Raw genomic sequence first — 25322 nt, 5'->3', positions numbered from 1 at the left:
TTAGTATTATTTATTATGAGTTATAAAAGCCCCGCGATTATCTGGTAATGTTTCAAAGATTTCAAATATAGGAGCATTTTGAAAATCTTGTAGAAAAGATTGAATATGCTTCTTAAAACTCTCTAATTCAAATGATTTTTCTACAATTGTATAAAGAACTGGGCCAAAAGATGAAAGTCCTATTGGTATTTGATAAGAATTATAAATATTTGTAAGTAAGGAAGGTATTATTGAATGTTGAAGAGATAATTCAATTTTCTTAAAACCCATATTATTAATAGCCCAAATGCCATCAGCTAATACGGTCAAATTTTGCTGTAGAATTCCAGGAATTACTTGAAATAAAAGTCGATGAGCAATTTTTTCAACATCAGATTGCAGTATCGGAGTATAAACAGAAAAGATTGAAACTTCTTTTTTATTTGCGATTTCTTGAGACACTTGAGGAAGAAGTAAAATTATCTTCCACTTTTCTGGAAAATCAAAGTGGAAAAAAGGTAGAGCAGGAAATGCATTTGTGGCAGAAGAGGGTAAGAAATTCTGTTTTTCGGCTTGTGGTCCAAAAGTATGCCCCAAATCAAGGTGAAATCCTCCTTTTTCGAAAACTTGGTAACCAATTCCAGAAGTGCCACCGCGTTGAACTAATTTTGTCAATTTTGAAACTGAAAAAGAAAGTTTGTAAATTTCACATATTCCACGCGCAAGAGAAAGAAGGATTTGAGTCTTAGAGCCAAAACCCTTATGACTTGGGATAACTTGATTGATTCTCACAAAAAATGAGCGCGGAGATAAGGAATATTCTCTCTCTAATTGCTTTAAGACAAAGAATAACAAATCTTTTTGTTCATCATTACCTAAAAAATACACTTTACTGTCTTTAAATTCAATTAACTTAAATTTATTAAAAGATGACTCTGGAAATTTATCCCAAAACTCAATTTCTAAGTGTGGGTTTTGAATTCCAAAACCAAATCCTCCATCAATCCGACCCAAACTTCCATTTAGGTCAATTAAGGACATATGAATACGAGCAGGAGCATGAATCAAAAAATGCATTACACTGAATGTAATTAATGCAAAGTTTGATAAATTCATTTGCTTTTTTTTCAATAATTAGTGCGAATAAGTTTAATTTATTAGAATTAGTTGACAAAACATGACCAATTTAGAGGGTATTGCGCGGAATTTACTTAGACAACAAAAATCACGTGAAGAAATAATCGAACATCTTATTTCAGAATATAAAATCTTTAAAACCACTTCTTCAGAATATATACGTCAATTTGCTGAGGCGATTATTGATGAAGTCCAAATATCTGAAAAAATAATCAAAGATGCAGAAAACCGAAAGAAAATCTCTCAATCAGAAATATATGATGAAATTATATCTCCAATCCAGACTGGTATCAGCATGGGTGAAGGAGGCGTAGGGTGTCGTGGAGAAGGTGATAATATTATTCATCACTATTTATCAACAATTAGTCGAACTACAAATACACCTTATATTTCACCACTTTCTTTAGACGATGCAGGAGCAGTAAAAATAAAAATTAATTTAACCAATTTTAAGGATTTAGATAATTCAGAAGGTTATGATTTTTCAGAAATTTCAATAAATAAAGATATAGAAAAGAGAAAAAAAGCAAAAAAATCCTTTGAGCAATCTTCAAATAATACGATAATTGTTGTTTCAAAAATGGAAGGAATGCACAGTCGTCTCAGTGATTTCCCTTTCTTAGCAGGATTTCATGTTACCCGCGCTATGCTTCGTGATCTTTATGTAAAAGGAGCCCAACCGATTTCGATTATGGTTGATGTTCATCTTGCTGATGATGGGGATATAGGAAAACTTCTAGATTTTCAAGCAGGAATCGCTACTGTTGCTGAACTTGTAAATGTACCTATCACTGCTGGTTCAACTTTAAGAATTGGGGGAGATATGGTAATAGGAGATCGTCTTACAGGTGGAATCGCAGGTATTGGGATAATGAAATGCTCCTATTTTAGAAAAAATATTCAAGCAGGAGACACTATGATAATGACTATGGGTTCAGGTGGTGGAACTATATGTACTACAGCTTTATACCACGGACATCCTGAAATTGTCAAGGAAACATTAAATATATCCTTCATTGAAGCAGTTAAGACGATCTATCAGAATTCTGAAATATGTAATCGTGTCCATGCTATGATAGATATAACTAATGGAGGCTTACGAAACGATTTGTTAGAAATTCATACCGTAACTTCTCTGGGATTTGATGTTAATCTGGAAAATGTACGCCAAATGGTTAATCCTAAAATACTAACCTTACTTGCAGATGCTTCTGTGGATTATTTAGGTGTTTCATTAGATAGCTTGTTAATTTTCTGCGAAGATTCAGTTAAATTGACAATAATACAAAAACTTCATGAAAAAGGGATAGAAGCGAAAGAAATAGGCAGAGTCCAAGAAAGTGATAAAATAATTTTCCATCAAAGGAATAAACGAGAGATAATTAAACCAAATTTTCGGGAGTCTGCATATACATCTGTAAAAAAAGTAATAGAAAAGAACGGAAATGAGCCAAAAAATTATACTAATTTAGTTGAAAAGGCATATCAGCGTGCTCAAGAAAAAAAGAAGGCAGTAATTAACCATATCCGCAATAATATCTAAAGTAAATTAAGAACATTTAAAAAAATCAAGAACAACTAAGACTAATCAAGATTCTGCGTGAGCTCTTAGATATTCTAATTTTTTTATCATGATTAGAAGATATTTCGCAATTTGATCCATTAAAGATTTGTAATCCTTATAATTATTATATAGTGCTGGATCAGGCAGCTCAACCACTTTATTTTCTGCAGCTTCAGATAATAGAATGCATTTTTCCCTATATTTTGAAGGTAGTAGAACATCTCGATGATCTTTTGTCATAACAATCAACGCTGTTGCATTTCGCAAATCTTCCTTATTTTTTCTCATATGTCGAGGGATATGTTCTTTAATGCGTTCATCTGAAACATGATAATCTAATAAAGCTTTTGCGGTAAATGGATGAATGATTACATCTTTTTGCAAAATAAATCCTCCACTTTGGATTTTAAAAGTGGAAATATCCAAAATAGGGCTTTCTTTAATCATTTTTTCAAATAATATTGCAGCAAATGGAGAACGGCATATATTACCAGCACAAAGAAAAATTAAATAAATTTTTGACAACTCTTGCATCTTCTTCCAAAATGTCTCATAATTCATAGATCTTTCAGCCGTATAATTTTGAAAATAATTGCTTGAAGATATTAAATCATTTCTTACTAAAAATTTCGTTAGGAACTCATAAAAAATTAAAGATATTCAATAAAATAGTAGCAAAGAAAAAATAAGAATTTGATTTATAATTTAAATCAAAATTACTTATAATAGGTAAAAGTCTTAATTTACTCAGTAGAAGCAGGAATTCGGCTTATTTTTGATTCAAATTCTTCTGGAGATATTTCGATATCTTCATCTTTTGCAATTTTTCCGCGTTCTCGCATAATTTGACGAGCTAATAACCATAACATTTTAGAAAGACTTTTTCGACCACGATTATTACTTGGAATTGCCAAATCTATGTTATAAAGATAATCATCAGTATCAATAAATGAAACAACTGGAATTCGAGCAAGTTGTGCTTCTGCTAATGCTTGTTTGTCTGCATGTGGATCAATCATCAATAGCACATCGGCTTCTTTGAATTGATCAATCAGAGGATTAGTTAATGTTCCTGGAATGAATCGATCTGCTAATGCTTTTGCCCCTGTAACTTTACAAAAAGCGCGCACTGGAGCACGTCCATATCTACGAACAGAACAAACCATAATTTTTTCTGGATCAAAAGAAGCAAGAAATTTCGCTGCTACTCGTACCCGTTCATCAGTAGCAAGTAAATCAATCACATACAAGCCATAAGAAGTTGTTCGATAAATCCACTTTTCACTATGAATTGTTTTTAATTTAGTTCCAATATGAACTCCCGAGCTTAAATAATCATTTCGTGGGATAAGTAAATTATCTTCCTTTTCTTCTTGTAAAACTACTGTTTCATCATCGAGGACGATTTCTTCAAGTTCATCTTCGCCTTCATCGACTTTATCTTTCTTTTTTTTATCAACCATGAATTTTCACCTAATATATCGCATCATTGAAGGATTTCATCAATCTAGATTTTTCCTTCTCACGAACGTCCAGAAACTTTTTTTCCAATGATAGAATTCACTATCATCTGCTGAACGATTTAAGTAAAAAAGAGGTTTATTTAATATGAATTTTTTCGTTTTAGTAAAAAATAAAGATATCAAATTATATTGATGTTATTCAAAAATGCGAGAAGAATGATAAAGTGATAAAGTTTACAAATTCAAAATGTATAAATTATTTAGCAGGTAGGTTATTTCATGCCAATTAACAATATCAAACTTCGGTATACTATCGCGATTATTTGGAGTCTAGTGCTGGCAATATTTGGAGTGTTTATTTACAGCAATTTCACATATCGTGGAATGCGTTTACAAAATGATATTTTTCCAAATTTTGTAGCGGGTTCATTTAATAGAATTACTACGGGTTTATATCTTTTAGTTGGTTCTGGATTTTCTGCTGATCTTTTTACTTTATTTTCTTTACAAAACTTACAAACTTATGGATTTTTTGGAGTATTATTTGGCGAAACTTTATGGCCTACAATTTTAACTTGGGGATCAATTGGATTAATATTTGGTATGTTTGTTAAAGGAATAAAACATACTGTTATAACTGCTCTTACCTTTTATGCTGGAATATGTGTTATTTATTTTGTTTTTGCCCTTCTTGCGGGAGTAAATCTCGCAGGAGGAAATTTCTTAGCAACATTGGGAGAACTTTTAACTGGTTTTATCTTTATATCTCTTTCAAGCATATTGGCAGGCTTCATTAATGGTCCTCACTGAAATTAAAGTTAATCAAATTGAAATTTCTGATTTTTTTTGGAATAGTGTATTACATCGAAATCAAGAAATTTCAATTATCCATCAATGGAAAATGCTTGAGTTATTTGGTAGTATTGATAATTTTCGGATTGTTGCTGGATTAAAAAATAAATACGGTGCAGGATTTCGAAGGGGGTATTTCTATACTGATTCTGATGTTTACAAATGGGCAGAAGCTGCATCTTGGTTGATACTTTTAAATCCAAACAATTTTCAGTTAAAAGGATATTTAGATGAGTTAATCGAAATTATTAATCAAGCTCAAGAAAAAGATGGATATTTATTCACTTACAATCAATTCCATTTTCCAAATCAGCGCTGGAAAAATTTATCTATTGAACATGAACTTTACTGTTTAGGTCATTTGATTGAAGCAGGTATTGCACATCATCATGTAGATTCCCTTTCTATTCTTTTTGTTTGTGCCCAAAAAAGTGCAGATTTGTTGGTTCATGATTTTCTTCATTCTTCTTTCTTTGAAACTCCAGGACATCCAGAGATTGAATTTGCTCTTTTGAAGCTCTATGAAATTACGCAAAAGCATGATTATTTTGATTTAGCTCAAAAATTTATCGAATTTCGGGGAAAAAATCGATTTTTTGGCTTAAAATTGCTAAAAGAGAATTTTAATCATATAAAAAGAGAAAAAAGAATAAAGAGACAAAAAAAGAAATTTGAAAAAAAAAATAAGAATAATAACAATAAAAGTCTACAGAATTCTCAAATCAAAAAATTAATCCAAAAGGACTTTGGATTCATGGAAACAATGATACCAGGCGAAAAAAGAAAATTTTTAATGCGTTCACTTCATCAGTTTTTTTCAGGTATTTATTTTCAAGAAAATAAACCTTTTCGGCAAAGAATACATCCAGAAGGACATGCTGTTCGGTTTGGTTATTTCCAGGCTGCTGTTACACGTTATGCTCAAGAATTAGATGAAAAGACAATTTTATCTAATATTATAGAATGTTGGGAAAATATGGTTAAAAAATATATGTACATTACAGGGGGTTTGGGATCATTACCAATTGTTGAAGGTTTTGCTCATGCATATGAATTACCTAATGAAACAGCATATTGCGAAACTTGTGCAGCAATTGCGAGTATATTATGGACATGGCAGCTTTTTTTAATAACAAAACGGCCTGAAATGCTTGATATTATTGAATTACAGCTATATAATGCAATGTTGGTTGGCATGGGAATTGAGGGTGATACATTTTTATATCGAAATATCTTGGAAAGTGAAGGAAATGTTCAAAGGAACCATTGGTTCCTAACACCTTGCTGTCCTTCTAATATTTCACGAATTTTGGGACAATTAGGTAAGTATTGTTATACAGTTGAAGCTAATAATTTATTCATCAATCAATATATTGGAAATACAGCAAAAGTTGTTCTTCCTTTAGATAATTGTGAATCATTAGGTGGAAAAAAAGTAATTACAATATCAATACAAATGATTGCAGATATTGTACAAGAAGGAAGGATAAAATTGAGTTTTAAAATCCAAAAACCAACAAAATTCACAATTTTGCTACGTATCCCTTACTGGGCATCCGATTATAATATTGAAATCAATGGAATTATATTTCAAATGAATATATCAGAAAATCAACCAATTTATACCAAAATGCAACGATTAAATAGTAAGTCTCAAATTCAATCAAAATGGATTCCAATAACGCGGACTTGGAAGCAAAATAATCAAATATCAATCCATTTTCCACTCTTTATTAGGAAATTGTCTTCACATCCAAAAGTGAAATCAAATAGAGGAAAAGTGGCGTTAGCAAGAGGGCCACTTATTTATTGCTCTGAATCAGTTGATAATCCTCAGATGAAAATAGGTCCTTTAATTTTAAATGAAAATTCAAAAATTATGTTTGAATACAACCGAGAATTGTTAAAAGGGATTCCAACACTCTTAACTACTGATATTAATGGAGATCAAATCAGGTTTATCCCATATTTTGCATGGGCTAATCGCGCTCCCTCAAAGATGATTGTTTGGATCCCTCAGCAACAAAGCCATCCTTTGAAAGAGAAACCTTAAAATATTTAAATAATTACTCTCATTGGAGAGAATCTTATGCGACGAAAGGGTTTAACTATTTTCTGGCCCCAATATTTTGATCATAATCGATCCATTCGACTAGGGCGGCGAATTCCAAGAGATTTGGCAATATCACGCCCAACTTCTTTGGATTTATATGAAGCAGCCCAACATTTAAAATATTATGTCGAACATGATAAAACAGCTCGATATCCTCGCACTTCTTCTGATCATCCAGGTAGGGTTCTAATCGATACAATGGGTCAAAAAAAAACATTTGTATTGCATAAATTGGCCCCTGAAATCAAGAAAGTTAAGCAAAAACGCAAGGATGCTGCCCAATTAGCCAAAAGGAAGAAAAAACATCGATCAAACAAAGAAATTCTTCAAGAAAAACTTCGCAAAAAGCAATATGCAAAGAAAAAAAAAAACAATTAAGGAAATACAATTTAATAGAAATAAATTCAAAGAAATATATTGATCACAATGATTCTAAAAAGAAAATTGGGTGAAAAAGGGAGATTCAAATGATTGTTATATGTCCAATTGCTGGAGTCGGTTCTTATTTACAACCTTTTGTGGTTTCAAAACCTAAGGCACTAATTAAAGTCGCAGGAAAACCAATTATTGCTCATACATTAGAAAGGATTCAACAAGTTGTTCCCAAAGGAACCACTATAGTTTTTATTGTAGGATATAAAAAACGATTATTAATCGAATATATTAACAAACTTAATGAAAACATGGACAATTACTTTCAATTAGAATTTGTTGAACAAGAATCATGCGGAATGAATAACGATAAGCCATTTTTCTCAGGAATAGGAGATGCAATTGCTTTAGCGAAACCATTTGCAGATAATAAAGATTGTTTTATCTTTTTCAGCGATCGTCTTCCAGTAAACAACTATACAACTTTATTACAGCAATGTGAAAGTAATAACTATGATGGAATAATAAATGTGCAAGAAGTTGATGATCCCGAAAATTACGGAGTATGTGTTTTGGACGAACATCAAATCGTTCAAAAAATCTATGAAAAACCCGTATCATTTATATCTAAACTCTCAATACAAGGTGCGTTTTTAATTAAAAAATCTATTTCAAAAAGATTTATGGATTATTTAATAGAACAAGCGAACACTCCACTAATTCCAGGGGAAACACACAGTTACGTTCCAATTATTCAAAGATTGATAAATGAAGGTGCAAAAATTGGTATTAATAAAATGGAACAAAAAATGCTTGATTTTGGCTCATTAGATAAATTTTTAGAGGGAAATAGAGAATTATTAGAATTTGATAAATCATCACAAAATAAAATAAATAAATTACGTCAAGAGGGTAAAATTGTCGAATCTACAATAATATCGCCTGTTTTCATTGGAGATGAAGTCTGTATTTCTTCTTCTATAATTGGTCCAAACACTTCCATAGGAAATAAGACCAAAATTAATCGGTGTATTTTATCAAATACAGTAATTGGAGATAATTGTGATTTAAATAATTTTTGCACGGATTCTTCAATTATTGGCGATTTTGTTTCTTTAGAAAATATGATCAAAAATCGACTCTCGATTGGTGACGATTCATCAATTATTTCCTCAAAAAATATATAGAAAACTTATTCACACAACGAATATTAAGAAAAATTTAGTGCAAAAAAATAAGAATTTTTCAGCTTTTTACCCTTCTGTAATTATAATTACATGATTATGTATCAATCTATTCGATCTTCAATTCTATTGTAACTTTCAAATCTAATCTAAAAATTAAATAAAAATAGTATTAAAAAAAGGTAGATTATTCTTCTTTCAACAAAATACCATTAATTTGCCCTGTTTGACCTGGACGGCTTGTTATTCTAACTTTTCCTAATTCAGTTTCAACAATTGCACCTTTAGTTATGATATTTCTACGCTGATAATCAACAGATGCAGTATTTTTATCTAATCGGGTAATTTTTGTGCGTGTTGTAATTTTTGTATCAGGATCAGAGACATTAACAAGATTGGAAGAGTATGCTTTTATTTTAATATTTCCACCGCGGGTTCGGACAATTTTCTTTCGCTCATCTGCTATATGGGTTTCAATCGGATTACGACCCATACGAGCTTTACGTTTTTTATGAGCAGTTTTAACTTTTGCGCCCGAAGGTTTTCGCTTGGATCTTTCTTGATAATTAACCACGATATATCACTAAGAACTTCAACGTAGGATTTAATTAAAATTTTTCTCTTTCCATACACGATCGCAGAATCCTATAAAGTTAGGCTTGTGATTTTATCTGTTTTAAAATTTACGTTCCATATTTTAGGAACTATAATTAGAAAAAAGACATATTTTTCATTTTATGTATCTACAAGAGTGAATTGTCAAAATCAGAAATAAATGAAGTCTTGAATTTTTCTTCAATTGTTTGAAAAATTTCCAGAATAATTTTTTCTATTTTTTCACCAAATCTAATACATTTTGTTTCTGTTAATGATAATTTACCCCATTTATAGTACTCAAACTGATTTGTAAGGTGAATAAATTGTCCGGGAAACCGTGGCATAGTTTTTAAGGATTTATGAAAAATCTTGCTAAGAGAAAGATTATAATGAATTAAATAATGATAAAACAAATTAAATAAATAATTTGGATCTAATTGAGATGAATTCGATTTTTTGATATTGTTTGATTTTCTATTGAAAAAATGACACTTTTTTCTATAAGGAGAATATAAGAATGGTTTATCATTAGCAAGATCTAAGAAAATAAAGAATGTTTCTCGATATTGAAGATAATCTTGAAATATATTTTGGAAAATAAGATTATTTTTCAGCTCTTGATGATCAATACCAGAGAAAACAACAAATTCAATATCTATCCAATCAAATGGGGCATAAACTGAATTGATTTGATGTATAATCGATAATATTAATGAATTCTGAAACAAATTGGCATTTTCTACCATTTCTTTTTGATGCAAAGTATTTTTTTTTAAAGGAAATTGCATAAATAAATTACTTATGATTAATAATAAAGAACAGAAAAGAAAATACATCAAAGACGGGAATTGAAGAAAAAAAGATGAAAATATTGAAAATAAGCGCAATGTATAACCAACTATTAATACAATTGTTAAAAAAACTGAAGAAAAAGGAATAATTCTAATTAAAAAGAGTAGTTTTAGAGGTAGGAATTTTCTTGAATTTTGATCAAAAGGAGATATAATGAATATTTTTGCTAATTTCATGTCAAATTCTTTATGTTTATTTGAAATAAAATCAAAATTAAAACTTCTTCCCGTTTGAAGTTCTGATTTAGAAAAGTGAAGGTGTTTCCAGAAATGAAATACATGATCACTTATTAATGATAATAAAAGTAAACTTATAGTAAAAATTGAAATAATCGATGAATTACTTAATGGAGCAAAAAGGAGAAAAGTTGAAGATAAAACCCACCATATTAAAGGAATTAAATTATTAAAGAAAGAATAGGAAGAATAGGAAAAAGATTTAATCTTATATGAGTAATTATTTTTCTTGCTCCATTCAAGAAAAAAAATTGGCCATTTATCTTTTTTATGCATATTTTTTTTTGAGAAATCTTGAAGTATGTGATAAATTTGTGAGAAAGAGCATTTATCTTGAATAGAATCTATTTTCTTCATCCCTAACATTCATTTAGCATGGAATCTTTATAAGCATGATCATGAAAACCTTGTGGGGAATCGTCGGATTACCTGGAAGTGGGAAATCTCAAGCAATTTCTTTTGGTAAACAATTTGCACCAGTAATTGTTATGGGAGATATAATTCGGGAGGAAACACTTCGAAGAGGATTGGAGATAAATCCCGGAAATTTAGGTAAAATTGCAAGAGAACTTAGAAAAAATGAAGGAAAAACAGCAATTGCGCTTCGATGTGCGGAAAAGATCGCACAAATCCAGAGTTCGATCATAATTATTGATGGAATTCGCTCAATGTATGAAGTTGATTTTTTTAGAGAACGTTATACTTTAATATTGATTGCATTAAGTGTTTCTGAAAAAATAAGATATGAACGCTTGAGATCCAGAAATAGAGCCGATGATTCTCAAGAAATGCAAATTATACGCCAACGAGATGAACGTGAATTATCATTTGGACTTAGAGATGTAATTGATAATGCATATTATATTATAGATAATAATGGAAGTTTACTTGATTTGGAGCGTAATTGCATTGCACTTTTTCAGAAATTAAGAAAAAATTCAAAAGAAGGGAAATAGAAATTTGATAACATTAACATTATTCACTAAAATATATCCGTCAGAAGATCCAAACATTATCGAGCAAATTTTAGCACAATTTGGAACATCAGAAAAGATAGAGATAAAAGATTCTTCAGAATCACATGTAAAAGAAATTCAGATGGTATTTCATGGAAGAGAGAATACTAACTTTATATTTTCACAAATAAGAAAAAACCGGACTGTAGAAGCTTTTCGACAATTTTTACTTGCAAAATTAGAACATGAAACTCATTCCATTACTTTCATGATCAATAAACAAGTATTGACTAAAGGAAAAATAGTACTTTGTAAAACACCTTCTGAATCTCCTTTGGGTCCTGTTTGGGTAACCTTAGAATCGACAAATTTACCGATATTGATTGATTATCTTTTTCCACCAACTGAAAAAGGAAAAGTAATTGAAGCAAAAATAATACCTGTTGAATAATGAGATAAAAAGAAATTAAGTAAAATTATCAAAAAGTACCTTTTTTTGATCTTAACGCCAACAATTCTTTTTCAAATTCATCTGCTCTGCGTTTTTCTTCTTCAGCTTTGCGATCTGCTTCTTTAGCTCTACGATCAGCATCTTTAGCTCTAAGATCTGCTTCTTTAGCTTTACGATCTGCATCTTCAGCTCTTTTTCTTTCTTTTTCAAACTTCGATAATAATATTTCATTTTTTCCTTTTTTTAGTAAAACTAAGCGGGATCGGGGTTTTGCGCCTAAATAAGTTCGATCAAGCTTTTTTAAAGCAAGATCAAATGGAATTTTGGCAGGTAAATCTATTCTCGCATGCTCATCAATTATTTTATCTTCAATTATCATATAATCATTTAAATCAATAGAACCATACGACCCTTTTTCATTTAATATATATACACGTAAAAAGGGATGATTAAGCACCTTTCGAGCAATTGGATAAGGAAGAAAAATGACATAAATTGAAATCTTTAGTCTTCGACACGTTTCCAATATTTCTGAAAGATCTTTTCTCCAAGTACTTTTTGAAAGAATATTAATCGCTAAATCAGGAATACGATTTTCAAAATCAGAAGCATTATATGATGGAAGATCTTCAGGTATTTTAAAATTCAAAAAGAAAGAAATGTCAAATTGAATATCTACCCTTTCACCTTCAATTGAAAAATAATGATGCAAATCCCAAATCGATCGATGTTCAGGAAAATTAGAACATAACACATCGAACAGATATGAAACTTCTGCAGAATGGGGTTCACTTTCTCTTCGACCAATTCTTGGTGGTTCTCTTTCTGCTTCTTCTCTCAATTCCTTTTCATATTCAGCATCCATACGAGCATGTCTTGTAGAAAAAAAATCCGGTCTTTCACTATGTTGTGTCATGAGGAAGTTCACACTTTTTTATTCAAAATAATAATATAAGATGAATTTTATTAATATTACCTATAAATAAATAAAGGGAGCAGATTTTTTAGAATCCATCCATTTCTACAAAAGGAAAAGCCAACGATTATTTCTCTATTTGTTTGTTTCCTTAAATGATAAAAAAGTAGTGTTAGCTAGTTCAAAATAATGATATCAAAGAAAACATTAAAAAAGTTTCTAAAAAAAGAATTTAAACAATTATTTACAGATAAAGAAAAATTCTTCTCTAACTATGATTTTTAATAGCTTTTGCAATAGTTTCAGCTAAAGATGCTTGCATTGCAATTGAATCTAAGGCATCGGTACCAATAATTTCAGTTGTTCCTGCAGAGATCAATTTTACAACTGCATTCCCAATAAGTAATGGGTGAGTTCCTACAGCATAAATAGTTGTAGCACCCCCTTTTTTTGCAATTTGGATTGCACGAGCCATGGTTCCTCCAGTAGCAATTATGTCATCAGCAATTATTACTTCTCTACCTTGAACGTCAATCTCACCTTCCATAGTAATTTGCCCTGTTTTTACATCTCGCTTTTTTTCAAATTGAACTACAGGGATTTTTTCACCTAAATGACGTGCAAATGCTCTCGATCTTTCAAATGCACCCTTATCGGGACAAATAACAACCGGATCAGATAATCCTCGATTTTTACATGTTTGAGCTAAAATCTCCATGGGATCCAAATTAAAGGCAGGAATGCTTAATACTTCAAAGACTTTAGGTGCATGCACATCTACTGTATAAAATTCCGTGGCTCCAGCTTGTTCAACCCATTTTAACAACTCTTCAACAAAAATTGCTTCACCAGATCGAAAAACTTTATCTTGACGTGAATAAGCTAAATAAGGAACTACTACACGAATATGAGCAGGATTTAAGCGTTTTACAGCACTTATCATCATAATAAGTTCCATAAATCGCTGATTCTGATCAGCTACAGCAGATGCTCCTGTAGTTTGGACTATAATAATATCTTGCTTAAAAAAATTGGATTCATCATCAATATCGAGACGCAAATAGCATTCTCCATCAGGAAATTTCTTATATTCAGTTGAGATCACGATTGCATTCAGCAATTCAGCCAATTTAACCGCTAAAAATTGAGAAGCAGGTCCTGCTACAACATATTGTTTCATAATTCTCATCAAATATTTCTTTAAGAAATTAAATTCTTGTATAATGTAAATAACTTTAAAATTGAGAAAAACCTTTTGAAAATTTATGTCACAATCAGAATTAGAAATTACATTAACATTTATAGGAACACCATATGTTTTAAAAGGAAAACTTATTCGATTCCATGCTCCCTTAACAATCCAAGCATTAATGGATAAAACATTGGAAAAAGGATCATTTACATGTCGTAGTCGAGGAAATATCGGATTACCTAAAGCATATTGGATGCTTTTAGTCGAATTAAAGCGCGGCGCGGAAAAACATGAATATAAAGATGTGAAAATTGGTGATATTGTATATTGTCCTCGTCAAGATGCTATTTATCTTATTTATGATCAACCGAAAATATCTCTACCCATCTATTATTTGGGAGAATTGACTGAAGGTATTGAATTTTTAAAAGAGATGCGGAATGGCACGATGGTTAAAATCAAAATTAAATAAACAGAAGAGCTTTTTTGTTTTTTTTTATTGAAAAGTCGAATATAATAAAAAAAATTCGAACTTTATTGAAAAAAGTTATCAATTTCTTTTGAAAGGAATACTTTTTTTAGAAAAAATTACCTTTCAATAATTAATATGATCAAAACAGTTTCTGTTAATCATAAAGGAATGATTACGATCCCGGCAAATATTCGTAAAAAATACCATATTAAAGAAAATTCTAAACTAGTTATTTTAGATCTCGATGGAAAACTTGAAATCGTGCCGATTTATGATGATTTTTCCGAAATTCAGCAAAAATTATCTTCCCGAGAAAAATTTAAGCAGAGTTATGAAGAATCAATTAAAATTGAATTGGAGTTAGAAGGGGATAAATGAAAGAAATTTGCCTAGATACTGGTGTTTTGGGAATATTTTTTTCGAATAATCCGACTTCTCAAGTGAAGCAGCTCATGAAAGAGATTCAAAATAAAAGGATTAATGCATATCTTCCAAAACCTGTATTAATCGAATCTTTTCTTCATATCTGCAAGAATGATGGTAAAGAAAGTGCAAAAATAACTCTTCTAAATTTTCTAAATAAATATCCTGTCAATTTGGTAGAATTTGACTATAATTTAATCATTCAAGCAGGTCAAATTAAATGTCAACATCGTAAAACTCTTTCTTATATAGATTGTATGGGAATTGCCATCGCGTTAAATAAAAGAATCGAGTTCCACACCACCGAGATAAATTTGAAGAAAATTCCTAGTAATATACTCAATAAATTAAAAGTAGTAAAATACTCATTTTAGTAATATACTAAATTTGTAAAAAAAAATGGTAAAAAACTTATTTACACATTTCATATTAATTTTGATATTGTTATTCGATACTTCTTTTTAAAAGAAGATGTTCTTCTTTCTTGCATAAACTCGAACTAATTCAAAAGCAATTGTGCTGGGTAAACAAAGCAAAATACATATCACCCAATCTGAAAAACTTAATGCTGTAAAGTAAAATGTGATACCCAGCGTTTCACCCATAAATTGCTGAAGGGGTAAACTGTAAATTCCTATAACGAAAATTATTAATGAAGGTAAATAGAAAAGAAATTCTAGCCAACCCAAATCTTTTAAGGACTCTAAAAGAGAATAATTAATACGTCGAATTTGTAATGGCATTATTACTGATTCTGTGATAAATAATACTAAAAATCCCATAGTACGAGCTTTAATAATTTGAGGGCTTACTAACATTTCAATTTCCTTTTGAGATAAATTTGGATATGGAGAATCAATTGAACCTGGATATCCTATATTTGCTAAATTTACATCATTGACGTGAATTATATCAAACATGCAAAAATAGTAAGCAATAGCAATCGCTCCACCCATAAGAACAAGTTGAACAGCGAGTATTTTAAGAATATTTGGTGTTATGATTTCAGCAGAATCTCGTGGCGGTTCTTCCATAACTGTACGTGCATTTTTCCCAAAAGTAAAACCAAATGATGGAAAAAAATGAGCTGTTAGATAAATCAAATTAAGTTGCCAATAATACCACATCTGAAAATCAGGATTGGCTGGATTTAACGTGCTAGTAAAAAGTATTATGGCTTCCATAACTGATACTAATACAAAAAAGTAAATTATAGAACGAATCTTCATAAACAATCCACGTCCTTCCCGAATTCCTGTAACAATAGTGCTGAATGAATCATCGGTAATTATCATATCTGCTGCTTCTTTTGCAACTTCAGTACCTTGAATTCCCATAGCCAATCCACAATCAGCCATGGATAGTGCTAAAGCATCATTTACACCATCCCCGCTCATTGATACGATTTTATCCATTGCTTGAAAGCGCGAAACAATAATTTGTTTATGTTCAGGTGAAACACGACCATAAACAGTAGTACGTTTAAAATTTTCATCGGAGAGTTTTTCGATTTGATTACCTTCCATAGCCAAATCATTATCGGGATCAAAAAGACCTATTTTTTCAGCAATGGCTTTTCCTGTAGAAATACTGTCTCCTGTGATCATGATAACGTCAATATTAGCATGTTTGCATTCTTCTACGGCAGAATATACATCTTCACGGGGAGGGTCTAGAATTACCACAAAACCTAAATATGTCAAATCTCGTTCATAATATTCACGTGCATTATCTGATTCAAAATCCATGGTCAAAATAGATTTTGTTAAACGACGATAGGTTAAAGAAAGAATACGATACCCTTCTGCGGCAAACGCCTTCATTTTATTAAGAATTCTATTTTGCATCTCTTCATTCATATCATATTCTTCTTCTCCCAAACGATATTTTGAACATAATGGCAAAATCCACTCAGTTGCTCCTTTACAAAACAATAAATTCGTGTTTTCTGGAGTTCTAAAGATTTTACTCATCCTTTTGATAGAAGAATCAAAATTAAACTCGTATAAAAACTGGTAATTAGAAAACAATGCATTAATATCAGGATGATATTTTTTTGCCAATACTTTCAAAGCAGCTTCAGTCGGCAAGCCCATTATATCCCAAGTTAACTTTTCTTTTTGATCTTTTCGTAATGTTTTTACAACACGTTGTTGAATTTGACAATTATTATTCAAATAACCCGATTCGATTAATAAAGATAGATGTGTATCATGGGAATTTATGTTTATAACTTTATTATCATCTTGTTTGATTATTTTTCCTTCATAAGAATATCCTTCACCGTTTACTTTATAATCTGTATCAGGAGTCCAAATATGAATAACAGTCATTTCATTTTTTGTTAATGTTCCTGTTTTATCAGTACAGACGACAGAAACGCGCCCTAAACTTTCAGTACGTGAGATTTCTCTAACAATAACACCCTTTTGCGCCATTGTTAAAACACCTGTGAGAAGAACGATTGTGGTTAACAATGGAAGATTTATTGGCATTATTTTCATTCCTAAATCAATAGAATCAATAATACCCATCCTAATGGTTGGTTCCCAAACAAATTCATCGTGAAGCCAATAAATATAAAGTTTATATATAATAGAAGTAATAAGCAAGAAAACTACACCAATTCCTAAGTATATAGCAATATGGTTCATTTTTTTGCGTAAAGGAATATCACCAGTAGTGGTCTCTTCCAATTTGGTACTGATTTTTCCAATTTCAGTTTCAGAACCGACCCTAACAACAATCGCAGTACATTCACCAGAAGCAACAAAAGTTCCCAAAAATAGCATATTCTTTTGATCTTGTAAAGAAATATCAACTCCATCTATTCCACGAGCAACAACGGATTTTTTAACAGGTTCAGACTCACCAGTTAAGCTGGCTTCATCTATTGATAAATTGCGCGCGTCAATAATACGACAATCTGCCGGAATCTTATCACCAGGACGTAATCGGACAATATCTCCAACAGTAATTTTATTTGTAGGTAATTCTATGTAATCTCCATTACGAAGTACATATGTGGTTGCTTCACTTAGCTGTTTCAATGCTTGTAACTGCTTTTCTGCTCTTAATTGCTGGACAATTGCAACAATTGCATTTGCTCCAAGAATAATAAAAGTTGGAACAGTACGTTGAATTTCTCCTAAAATCCACATTAAAAAAGCACTAACAAGATATATAATAATTAGTAAATTGATAATTGGGGCAATGACTACCTTATAAAAGGAACGTTTCACTTTTTTTAATTCATTTAGCCCATATTTTGTGAGATTTTGTTCAACTTGGGATGGAGAAAGACCATTTTTAGGATCTGCATTATAAAGCTTAATAATTTCAGATAATTCCATTGAATAAAATGGAGTAATAGGTCGTGCTAACATTTCTTCTTCTATAGTAGCCATATACTTCAACCGTAGAAAATTTCAGTATAGATATAAAATTAAATATATAATTAGTTGTTCAGATTTTCGTAAAAAGACTTACATTTCCTAAAAATTAAAATTAATATTAATAAAAATTACGCATCTTTTTTCTTTATTGAAGATTCAGAATCAGATTGTAAATATAAATCAATTATCCTTTTTTTTATTGCACTTGAACTATTAAGGATATATTTGGTATAAAGCTTTTCTAATCGACGAACTTCTATGTGTCCAGCATTATTTTTAGATAAAAGTTCTTTTAATTTAGAAACACTAATTTTTTGGTTGGGTCCTAAAAGTATGATATCTGGATTTAAACTTAGTGCTTTAGCAAGATAATTGTTATTTTCATTACCCAATGTTGCATATGCAACATATCTTATAGATTGAATAATTTCTAAACGTTGCTGTTCACAAATAATAGGAGGTTGCTTTTTCCACTTCATAATTGTGGAATCACGTGCAAGAATTACATATACTTCTCCCAATTTTGCAGCTTCTTGAAAAAGAAACAAATGACCAGGATGTAATATATCAAAACATCCAGTAACTAGCACCCGCATAATTTTTCCAGATCAATCATTTTTATTGATATTTCTTAAATTATTTTAATGAAGTGGAGGTTCTATTTGATTTTTTCGTTCCCTAAAATTCGTGAATTAGCATCAATCTCAATTTCCTATTGAAATAAAGCTAAATGAGCTTTAGTCCATTCAATAACATTATGAATACCTATTTTTGGTGAAATTTGCGGTTTCCAATCTAAAACCCTTGAAACTTTAGATATATCTGAGATATACACTTTTTGATCTCCGTCACGAGTGCTGTCATAATCAATGTGTAGTGGTTCGTTTAAGTCTCGACTTATTATATCCAAAACTTCCCGTAAAGAAACGGAATTAGATAATCCGCCTCCGACATTGAAAATCAAAGGTTTTATGGAAAAATTTGATCGAAATTGAGAATAATTGGATTTAACATGGTTGATGAAGTGTTCTACTAATGAAATTAAATCAGAAATGTAAAGGATATCCCGTACCTGCTTTCCGTTTCCAAAAATAGTAATTGGCTTATTCAATAATGCTTGAATAACCAAATGAGAAATCCATCCTTGACCTTCAAATCCAAACTGCTGAGGTCCATAAATACAAGACATTCGAAAAATTCCAGCGCGAATATTATATGTTCGACAATATTCTTGTATGTATAAATCTCCAGCAAGTTTTGACACACCATAAGGTGTATGTTTTGTCTGATCAATACCAAAATCTTCAGAAAAACCATTCGGAGGATCTATCAAAGTATAGCGATTCTGATCTTCTTCAATTAAACTTTGATTGATTTTTGTCCCGTAAACTTTGTTTGTGGAAAGAAATAGAAAAATCGGAGGATGAGAACATTGACGCACCGCTTCTAGTACATTTATCAAACCAACAACGTTATCTTGAAAATCATTAAGAGGATTTACTATTGAATCAATTGCAGATGTCTGACCTGCAGCATGAATAATTATAGTAGGTCTTTCAGAAGTAATGATTCGCTTGATTTCCATAGAATTACATAGATTTTCTAAATAAATTTTAACTTGAGGATAATTCTGACTTAAAAAGCGGAGATTAAAAGGAATTTCAGAGGAATCAACATTGTTTATGTTGAAAACACTCCCATTTCGGATAAGATTTTGAAGGGATTCAATAAAATTTGGTCCAGGACGGGAGAGATTATCAATGCAAATTACACAATTACCTTTATCAGCAAAATATTGAGCCAGATTTGAACCGATAAAGCCTAAACCTCCCGTTATCAAGATTCTTTCCATATAAATATAACCACATCTCTTATATGTTCTTTTTATTATCCTTTAAATCAATTTTCTATTCATTTTTACCGATTACTCATTTTTACCAATTACTCATTTTTACCGATTACTCAATTTTACGAATCATAGAATCCGATTTATCATTTTTACTTATTCAACCTTATCTAGTTGATTAAGATTTTGTTTCAATTTGTGCATCTGCAAAGAAAGAGTGACATCTGCTTCAGTCCGAGCCAATATTCCCCGCGCAGCATCAATTTTCTTACGTAATCCAGGTATTAATCCATTTGGGTAATCTAAAGTAAATAAATAATTGTAAAACTCAGACATTTCCTCTAATAAAACAGATGCTTGAGCATAGTTTTCTTCTCTTAAACATCTTAAAATATAACGTCTTAATTCTCCCACTACATCAGCACAAGCATATGCATAATCTTCTACTTCAATATGACAATCTTCAGGTTCTGGAAGGAAATCATGAACAATTAATTCATAGAAGATAATGGCTTCACCAGTTTCTTGCTTTACGATCTGAAGATAATCTTTTGGAAAAGTCCCAGGAGCCTGTGAAATTAGAACATTCATTTTTGATAAATTTTCTTTTAGGTAAACTATTTTTTCAGGAATACTTTCATGTTCATGACGATGCACATTCTTTATGATTTCGCTACACATTCTAACGGTTTGCCGCTGTAAAGGCAATATTTTCTCCCGAATTTCATCCATTCCATCGTAATATGCTCTTATACGAGTAAAAATACGATCAAGTTGCTCTTTCATTTTAAATTCCTACATATAACAAAATAATCATTCATTATTCAATTCTTCTCACATTCTATTTTGCTCTTAAATGTACTAAATTAAAGAAAGCAGATCTGATATTGCATCCTTCATTGGTTTATCTTCATGTAGTATTTTGAAAATTTGGGTAGTTAGGGGCAAATTAATTCCATTTTGTTGGGCAAACTGATGAACTGATTTAGCTGCCCAAACCCCTTCTGCAACCATTCCGTGCATCTCTTTTCGTATTTGAGCAAATGTCTTACCTTCAGCTAATTTTTGCCCATAAAAACGATTACGGGACAATTTTGAAGAACAGGTTGCAATCAAATCACCCACACCTGCAATTCCAAAAAAGGTTTTTCTTGCACATCCAAAATGTTTTCCAATTCGATTCATTTCTGTAAGCCCTAAAGTAATAATACTTCCCTTAGAATTATCGCCAAGATTTAGACCATCACAAATTCCTACCGCAATTGCAGTAATATTCTTAATAGCACCACAAATTTCTATACCTCGTTCATCTGTTAGAGCATAAGGTTTAAATGTTTTTGTTTGAAACAATGAAACAAGACCAGGAAGAATTTCTTCGTGGATTGAAGCAATAACAGTCGCTGTGGGTTGACCCATTGCTACTTCTTTAGATAAATTGGGCCCAGAAAGAGCCGCAATCTTTACATTTTTTGGAAGGATCTCCCGTAAAACCTCAGACATGAGCTTAAATGTATCATATTCTAAACCTTTAGAAACCGAAACTAATTTATATTCCTTCGTAGAAAGGAATAATGGAGCAATTTTCAGAGCCATACTTCTCACAAATGCGGAAGGAACTGCAAAAATAATTACATCAGAGTTTGGAACTACAGATTCTAATTTTGAATAAGCTTTTAAATTAGGGGAAAGCGCAATATTTGGCAAATACTGAGGATTTTCATGCAAATTATTAATGTGATCAACAGTTTCTGACTCATAACTCCATATTTTGACAGATATTCCCTTTGCGGCTAAAAGATTACCTAGAGTAGTCCCCCAGCCACCTGCTCCAATTACTGAGATTTTTGTTTTCATATCTGAAATTTATACTTAATTTTTTATCAATCTTTTTCGTAATGCAATATCTTGAAATTTAATTATATCGCAATGAATTTCTTGAAATGCTATTATGAAAAAAAAGTTCTCCATTTAGCTTTTATCGGTTTTTAAAAGAAGAATCCTTTCAAAATTTGATTGATAATTAAAAAAACAAAGAAAAAATCAAAAATCCTGCACTAAAATTGTTGCTTTTCCTTCTGTTACAATTATACCATTTTGATTTTTAACTATAGTCTCTAAAATTAATAACTTCATAGGAGCTTTTCCTTCACGCTCTTTAATCTTCTTCTCGATTACTGTAGCGATCGCGGTTAATTCATCACCAATATAAACAGGTTTTCGAAATTTGCAATATTGATCCAAATAAAGTGCTCCAGGTCCAGGTAATTTCATACCGATTACTGCACTGATAAGTCCTGAAGAAAATGCTCCATGAACTAAACGTTTCTTAAAAATCGTTTTTGCAGCAAATTCGTCATTAAAATGCAGCGGATTATAATCAGTGGTCAATTTCCCAAATTGTTCTACTGTTTCATTGGAGGTTTTTACTGTTATTTGTGCTGTATCTCCAACGCTAAATTCATCAAATGATTTTACATTAATTTCTTGTGTCATAAATAAATCCCTATTATTTCATAAGCTGGGAAAATTCTTAATAATTTCTTCTAAATTCCAATATATTTACATTCTGTTTGCTAAAAGGTTGAATAACAATCTTAAGAATTTAGAAATAGAAGAAATCAAGATTTACATGGACAAGAATTACTGATTTTTCAAGATAAATAAAAGAATAAAAGATTAGAAAAATAAACTTATTCGCACTAGTTTAAAAAGAAATTTTAAATAACAATTAACTTCTGTAAAGAGTGTGAATAAAGTTCTCTTAGAATATATGAAAGAATAGTAATATCACTCACTTTCAATCTTTATCGAAATACTTTTATTTTAGGTTTCTTATCCATATATAGTGACCAACTGGTCATTTGAAATTTTAGTTAAAAGTTGATTTTCATGGAATTATTCAAACGACTCCCATTAGAAAAGCAAAAGCGAATCTGTTTAGCAGGTATCAAAGAAATTGTATTACATGGAATAGAATCAGCATCTACAAATAGAATCGTCAAAAACGCCAAAATCTCTAAAGGAAGCTTATTTAAATATTTCCAAAACAAAGAAAAATTTATTCAATACTTAATCGAATATTCAAGTAATCTACTTTTATCAGAAATTGCTAAATATAACTTTTCAAGCAAACAAGATTTGCTCGAACGAATTGTTTTGTTAGCAGAATTCGAATTTCTATTCTATGCTAAATATCCGAATTTATATCACTTTTTCCAATTAATCATTCAAAACCCAGTTTATTTGAAATATATTCAAGATGAATATACCAAACAAGCAGTCAATATTTTGAATAATTGTTTAGCAGAGTCTACCTTAAATGGAAGAGTTATCCCCAGTTATCTTTTATCATCAATTCAAGAACTTCTTTATTATACTCTTGCAGGTATTAATCAAAAGTGGTTTATTCTTCCTAATCAATATAATGGAACACTTAACCAAAAAAATATAGATAAAAAGACGGCTCTAAATAATTTAAAAGAACAATACATGGAAGATCTGATATCAAAATTGAATATTATGTTTGAAGGAATAAACAATATCGTAAAAAATATGAAAAGCTTAAATTAGTGCGAATAAGTTTAAATTAGTTTTTAGAAAATACAGGTGATTAAAATCGAAATTACTAGTTTTGATAAGAAAAAGATAAAGTATTTTGTTTACGGAAATCCCATGGACCCTCCCATAGTTTTTATCCATGGACATGGTGCCGATGCAGAAATGTGGAATCTTCAAATTCCTTTTTTTAATGAACACGGATTTTTTTGCATTATTCCAGAAATGCGAGGACATGGTGCATCCGATCCAGTTGAAAAGTTCTCAATCGATAACTGTGCTCGAGATATTTCAATTATTTTAGAACATCTTTCGATAACAAAATGTCATTGTGTGGGTGTGAGTATGGGCGGTTTGATCACACAAGCATTTATAACTGAATATCCTGAAAAATGCCTTTCAGCAGTAATTTGTGATTCATTTTCTGAAATCGCAAATATCAAAGAATACTTGAATGCGAAACTTGCTGTATGGGGCTTTAAACTCTTGAAACATTTACCAAATAAATGGTTTGTTGCCCAATTAGAAAAATCATATAATCATCCAAATGATAAACTTGCCTTGATGTATTTAACGCAAAAATTCGAAAATCCGAATTATAATCAATTATTAATATCCAGAAAAGGAATAAATAAATTCAAACTCCAGAAAGAACTAATCCATTTGAAAATACCGATTTTAGTTTTAGCAGGTGATGGCTTTAATGGATTTCTTGTTAAAACATCAAAAAAAATAGTATCCAAGTTTAAAAGTGCCAAATTAATAATATTAACCGATTCTAAAGATCCTTCCAATTTAATTGTTCCAAATATGTTCAATAAAATTGTTCTCGATTTTTTGAAGAAATACTCCTGTTAAAAACAACTTTTTCTATTTCCTTTTTTCCTTTATTTATATTGAAGGAGAATATAGAATTAACCAGTAGTAATTCTGGTTGATTAAGTTAGATTAGAAAAAAAAATCACTTATTTTAAATTTGCCAATTCACGTTCAATTGCCAACGCTTGTTCATAACATTTACGCGCAACTTGCATGAACATCTCCTCAACATTCGTCCCATCCTTAGCAGAAGTCTCTAAGTGAATCGCGTTCAACCGATCTGCTAAATCTAAGGCATCTTCACGTGATACACGACGATTCTCATCTGCTAAATCAACTTTGTTACCTATCAGCACTAATGGAATATCTCCTGCAGCTTTTTTAAGGGTACTTATCCAACCTGGAAGACGTAATAAGGATTCAGGGGTTGTGATATCATATACGCCAATAGCGGCTTGGGAACCCTTAAAATATATGTTTCTCATCGTTGAAAATTGAGCTTGCCCTCCAATATCCCAGAGCATTAATCGAATATCATTTTCATCAATTTCTACGTCTTTGATAAGGAAATTGGTTCCGATTGTTTGTTTAAGGTCACTTGAGAAAGTTTGTTTAATGAATCTAAAGATCAAGCTAGTTTTTCCAACATTTTGGCTACCAAATAGTGGTACTTTAAATTTATATTGTTTTCGTGGAGTCGACATAATTTATGCCTCGATCAAGAACGAAGTCGATCAATTTGTGCTTGTTTATAGTATTTTTTTTTCTCCTTATAATGCTAGACTTTTTTAGAAATAATCAAGGTAGATATAATAAATCAGATTCTATTTATAAATAATATTTGTAAGACCTAAGTTTTTTGATCATCGCACTTATGTGTTATAATCGAATCATTTAAATCTCCTCGAATCTTTGCTTTCTTATGTGGATATGGAGCATTCTTATTCT

The 25322-nt window shown here is 30.8% G+C and carries 26 protein-coding genes; 12 read left to right on the top strand and 14 right to left on the bottom strand.

All coding sequences use genetic code 11. The features are described 5' to 3' along the window. Nucleotides 1-6: 6 nt before the first annotated feature. Nucleotides 7-1095, bottom strand: a complete 1089-nt coding sequence (locus ACXLDF_RS14945; protein WP_457559349.1) for a beta-ribofuranosylaminobenzene 5'-phosphate synthase family protein — start codon at nucleotides 1093-1095, stop codon at nucleotides 7-9. Nucleotides 1096-1156: 61 nt separating this feature from the next. Between ACXLDF_RS14945 and ACXLDF_RS14940 the strand changes: the two genes are divergently transcribed. Then, on the top strand, nucleotides 1157-2659 hold the full coding sequence (locus tag ACXLDF_RS14940) for an AIR synthase-related protein (RefSeq protein WP_457559348.1): 1503 nt from the start codon (nucleotides 1157-1159) through the stop codon (nucleotides 2657-2659). A 45-nt stretch (nucleotides 2660-2704) separates the two neighbouring features. Here ACXLDF_RS14940 and ACXLDF_RS14935 read toward each other — a convergent pair whose 3' ends face one another. Together ACXLDF_RS14935 and rpsB are read right to left on the bottom strand one after the other, a co-directional pair. Beyond that, nucleotides 2705-3241 carry an arsenate-mycothiol transferase ArsC gene (locus ACXLDF_RS14935; RefSeq protein WP_457559347.1) on the bottom strand — a complete coding sequence of 179 codons (537 nt, stop codon included), beginning with the start codon at nucleotides 3239-3241 and terminating at the stop codon, nucleotides 2705-2707. A gap of 182 nt (nucleotides 3242-3423) precedes the next feature. Next, entirely contained in the window at nucleotides 3424-4143 is a 720-nt protein-coding gene (gene rpsB, locus ACXLDF_RS14930; RefSeq protein WP_457559346.1) for a 30S ribosomal protein S2, read from the bottom strand. A 279-nt stretch (nucleotides 4144-4422) separates the two neighbouring features. Here rpsB and ACXLDF_RS14925 point away from each other — a divergent pair, with 279 nt between their 5' ends. The 4 genes from ACXLDF_RS14925 to ACXLDF_RS14910 all read left to right on the top strand — a co-directional run bounded on the left by ACXLDF_RS14925 (nucleotide 4423) and on the right by ACXLDF_RS14910 (nucleotide 8667). Next, complete coding sequence (locus ACXLDF_RS14925) at nucleotides 4423-4953, top strand: hypothetical protein (RefSeq protein ID WP_457559345.1); 531 nt, start codon at nucleotides 4423-4425, stop codon at nucleotides 4951-4953. Beyond that, nucleotides 4940-7048 carry a glycoside hydrolase family 127 protein gene (locus tag ACXLDF_RS14920; RefSeq protein ID WP_457559344.1) on the top strand — a complete coding sequence of 703 codons (2109 nt, stop codon included), beginning with the start codon at nucleotides 4940-4942 and terminating at the stop codon, nucleotides 7046-7048. The genes ACXLDF_RS14925 and ACXLDF_RS14920 overlap by 14 nt, the downstream gene beginning before the upstream one ends. A 36-nt stretch (nucleotides 7049-7084) precedes the next feature. Continuing rightward, nucleotides 7085-7486, top strand: coding sequence for a signal recognition particle subunit SRP19/SEC65 family protein (locus ACXLDF_RS14915; RefSeq protein ID WP_457559343.1), 402 nt, complete (start codon nucleotides 7085-7087; stop codon nucleotides 7484-7486). 89 nt (nucleotides 7487-7575) lie between these two features. Beyond that, on the top strand, nucleotides 7576-8667 hold the full coding sequence (locus tag ACXLDF_RS14910; RefSeq protein ID WP_457559342.1) for a sugar phosphate nucleotidyltransferase: 1092 nt from the start codon (nucleotides 7576-7578) through the stop codon (nucleotides 8665-8667). A 184-nt stretch (nucleotides 8668-8851) separates the two neighbouring features. Here ACXLDF_RS14910 and ACXLDF_RS14905 read toward each other — a convergent pair whose 3' ends face one another. Both ACXLDF_RS14905 and ACXLDF_RS14900 read right to left on the bottom strand, forming a co-directional pair. Beyond that, nucleotides 8852-9238, bottom strand: a complete 387-nt coding sequence (locus tag ACXLDF_RS14905) for a 30S ribosomal protein S8e (protein ID WP_457559341.1) — start codon at nucleotides 9236-9238, stop codon at nucleotides 8852-8854. Nucleotides 9239-9407: 169 nt separating this feature from the next. Next, entirely contained in the window at nucleotides 9408-10007 is a 600-nt protein-coding gene (locus ACXLDF_RS14900) for a hypothetical protein (RefSeq protein ID WP_457559340.1), read from the bottom strand. Between the two features lie 740 nt (nucleotides 10008-10747). Here ACXLDF_RS14900 and ACXLDF_RS14895 point away from each other — a divergent pair. Both ACXLDF_RS14895 and ACXLDF_RS14890 read left to right on the top strand, forming a co-directional pair. Then, nucleotides 10748-11305 (top strand): AAA family ATPase, encoded by a 558-nt coding sequence (locus ACXLDF_RS14895; protein WP_457559339.1) that lies wholly within the window; start codon nucleotides 10748-10750, stop codon nucleotides 11303-11305. 4 nt (nucleotides 11306-11309) lie between these two features. Further along, on the top strand, nucleotides 11310-11756 hold the full coding sequence (locus tag ACXLDF_RS14890) for a hypothetical protein (RefSeq protein ID WP_457559338.1): 447 nt from the start codon (nucleotides 11310-11312) through the stop codon (nucleotides 11754-11756). Between the two features lie 28 nt (nucleotides 11757-11784). Here ACXLDF_RS14890 and ACXLDF_RS14885 read toward each other — a convergent pair whose 3' ends face one another. Together ACXLDF_RS14885 and prs are read right to left on the bottom strand one after the other, a co-directional pair. Beyond that, the gene (locus tag ACXLDF_RS14885) at nucleotides 11785-12672 is read right to left on the bottom strand and encodes a hypothetical protein (protein ID WP_457559337.1); all 888 of its coding nucleotides are present in this window, start codon (nucleotides 12670-12672) and stop codon (nucleotides 11785-11787) included. A 268-nt stretch (nucleotides 12673-12940) separates the two neighbouring features. Continuing rightward, nucleotides 12941-13852 carry a ribose-phosphate diphosphokinase gene (gene prs, locus ACXLDF_RS14880; protein ID WP_457559336.1) on the bottom strand — a complete coding sequence of 304 codons (912 nt, stop codon included), beginning with the start codon at nucleotides 13850-13852 and terminating at the stop codon, nucleotides 12941-12943. An 85-nt stretch (nucleotides 13853-13937) separates the two neighbouring features. Here prs and ACXLDF_RS14875 point away from each other — a divergent pair, with 85 nt between their 5' ends. The 3 genes from ACXLDF_RS14875 to ACXLDF_RS14865 all read left to right on the top strand — a co-directional run bounded on the left by ACXLDF_RS14875 (nucleotide 13938) and on the right by ACXLDF_RS14865 (nucleotide 15133). Further along, a complete protein-coding gene (locus ACXLDF_RS14875; protein WP_457559335.1) occupies nucleotides 13938-14336 on the top strand; it encodes a hypothetical protein in 399 nt (132 codons plus the stop codon). 135 nt (nucleotides 14337-14471) lie between these two features. Further along, complete coding sequence (locus ACXLDF_RS14870) at nucleotides 14472-14714, top strand: AbrB/MazE/SpoVT family DNA-binding domain-containing protein (RefSeq protein ID WP_457559334.1); 243 nt, start codon at nucleotides 14472-14474, stop codon at nucleotides 14712-14714. Further along, a complete protein-coding gene (locus ACXLDF_RS14865) occupies nucleotides 14711-15133 on the top strand; it encodes a PIN domain-containing protein (protein ID WP_457559333.1) in 423 nt (140 codons plus the stop codon). The genes ACXLDF_RS14870 and ACXLDF_RS14865 overlap by 4 nt, the downstream gene beginning before the upstream one ends. Nucleotides 15134-15220: 87 nt before the next feature. On the opposite strand, the gene ACXLDF_RS14860 is transcribed toward ACXLDF_RS14865, so the two are convergent. The 6 genes from ACXLDF_RS14860 to ACXLDF_RS14835 form a co-directional block, all read right to left on the bottom strand. Continuing rightward, a complete protein-coding gene (locus ACXLDF_RS14860; protein WP_457559332.1) occupies nucleotides 15221-18166 on the bottom strand; it encodes a cation-translocating P-type ATPase in 2946 nt (981 codons plus the stop codon). A gap of 116 nt (nucleotides 18167-18282) precedes the next feature. Beyond that, entirely contained in the window at nucleotides 18283-18750 is a 468-nt protein-coding gene (locus tag ACXLDF_RS14855; RefSeq protein WP_457559331.1) for an FAD synthase family protein, read from the bottom strand. Between the two features lie 116 nt (nucleotides 18751-18866). Further along, nucleotides 18867-20006: an NAD-dependent epimerase/dehydratase family protein gene (locus ACXLDF_RS14850; RefSeq protein WP_457559330.1), complete on the bottom strand. Its 1140-nt coding sequence runs from the start codon at nucleotides 20004-20006 to the stop codon at nucleotides 18867-18869. A 150-nt stretch (nucleotides 20007-20156) separates the two neighbouring features. Further along, nucleotides 20157-20786, bottom strand: a complete 630-nt coding sequence (locus ACXLDF_RS14845; RefSeq protein ID WP_457559329.1) for a hypothetical protein — start codon at nucleotides 20784-20786, stop codon at nucleotides 20157-20159. Nucleotides 20787-20861: 75 nt separating this feature from the next. Continuing rightward, nucleotides 20862-21854, bottom strand: coding sequence for an NAD(P)H-dependent glycerol-3-phosphate dehydrogenase (locus ACXLDF_RS14840; RefSeq protein WP_457559328.1), 993 nt, complete (start codon nucleotides 21852-21854; stop codon nucleotides 20862-20864). 186 nt (nucleotides 21855-22040) lie between these two features. Further along, nucleotides 22041-22493, bottom strand: a complete 453-nt coding sequence (locus ACXLDF_RS14835; protein WP_457559327.1) for a MaoC family dehydratase — start codon at nucleotides 22491-22493, stop codon at nucleotides 22041-22043. 396 nt (nucleotides 22494-22889) lie between these two features. Here ACXLDF_RS14835 and ACXLDF_RS14830 point away from each other — a divergent pair, with 396 nt between their 5' ends. After that, on the top strand, nucleotides 22890-23570 hold the full coding sequence (locus ACXLDF_RS14830; RefSeq protein ID WP_457559326.1) for a TetR/AcrR family transcriptional regulator: 681 nt from the start codon (nucleotides 22890-22892) through the stop codon (nucleotides 23568-23570). 36 nt (nucleotides 23571-23606) lie between these two features. Then, nucleotides 23607-24413 carry an alpha/beta fold hydrolase gene (locus ACXLDF_RS14825; protein ID WP_457559325.1) on the top strand — a complete coding sequence of 269 codons (807 nt, stop codon included), beginning with the start codon at nucleotides 23607-23609 and terminating at the stop codon, nucleotides 24411-24413. A gap of 107 nt (nucleotides 24414-24520) precedes the next feature. Here ACXLDF_RS14825 and ACXLDF_RS14820 read toward each other — a convergent pair whose 3' ends face one another. Beyond that, nucleotides 24521-25078, bottom strand: coding sequence for a Rab family GTPase (locus ACXLDF_RS14820; RefSeq protein WP_457559324.1), 558 nt, complete (start codon nucleotides 25076-25078; stop codon nucleotides 24521-24523). Between the last annotated feature and the right edge of the window lie 244 nt (nucleotides 25079-25322).

The sequence above is a fragment of the Candidatus Harpocratesius sp. genome (assembly GCF_054039255.1).
This window is presented reverse-complemented; position numbering and strand designations above follow the sequence as displayed.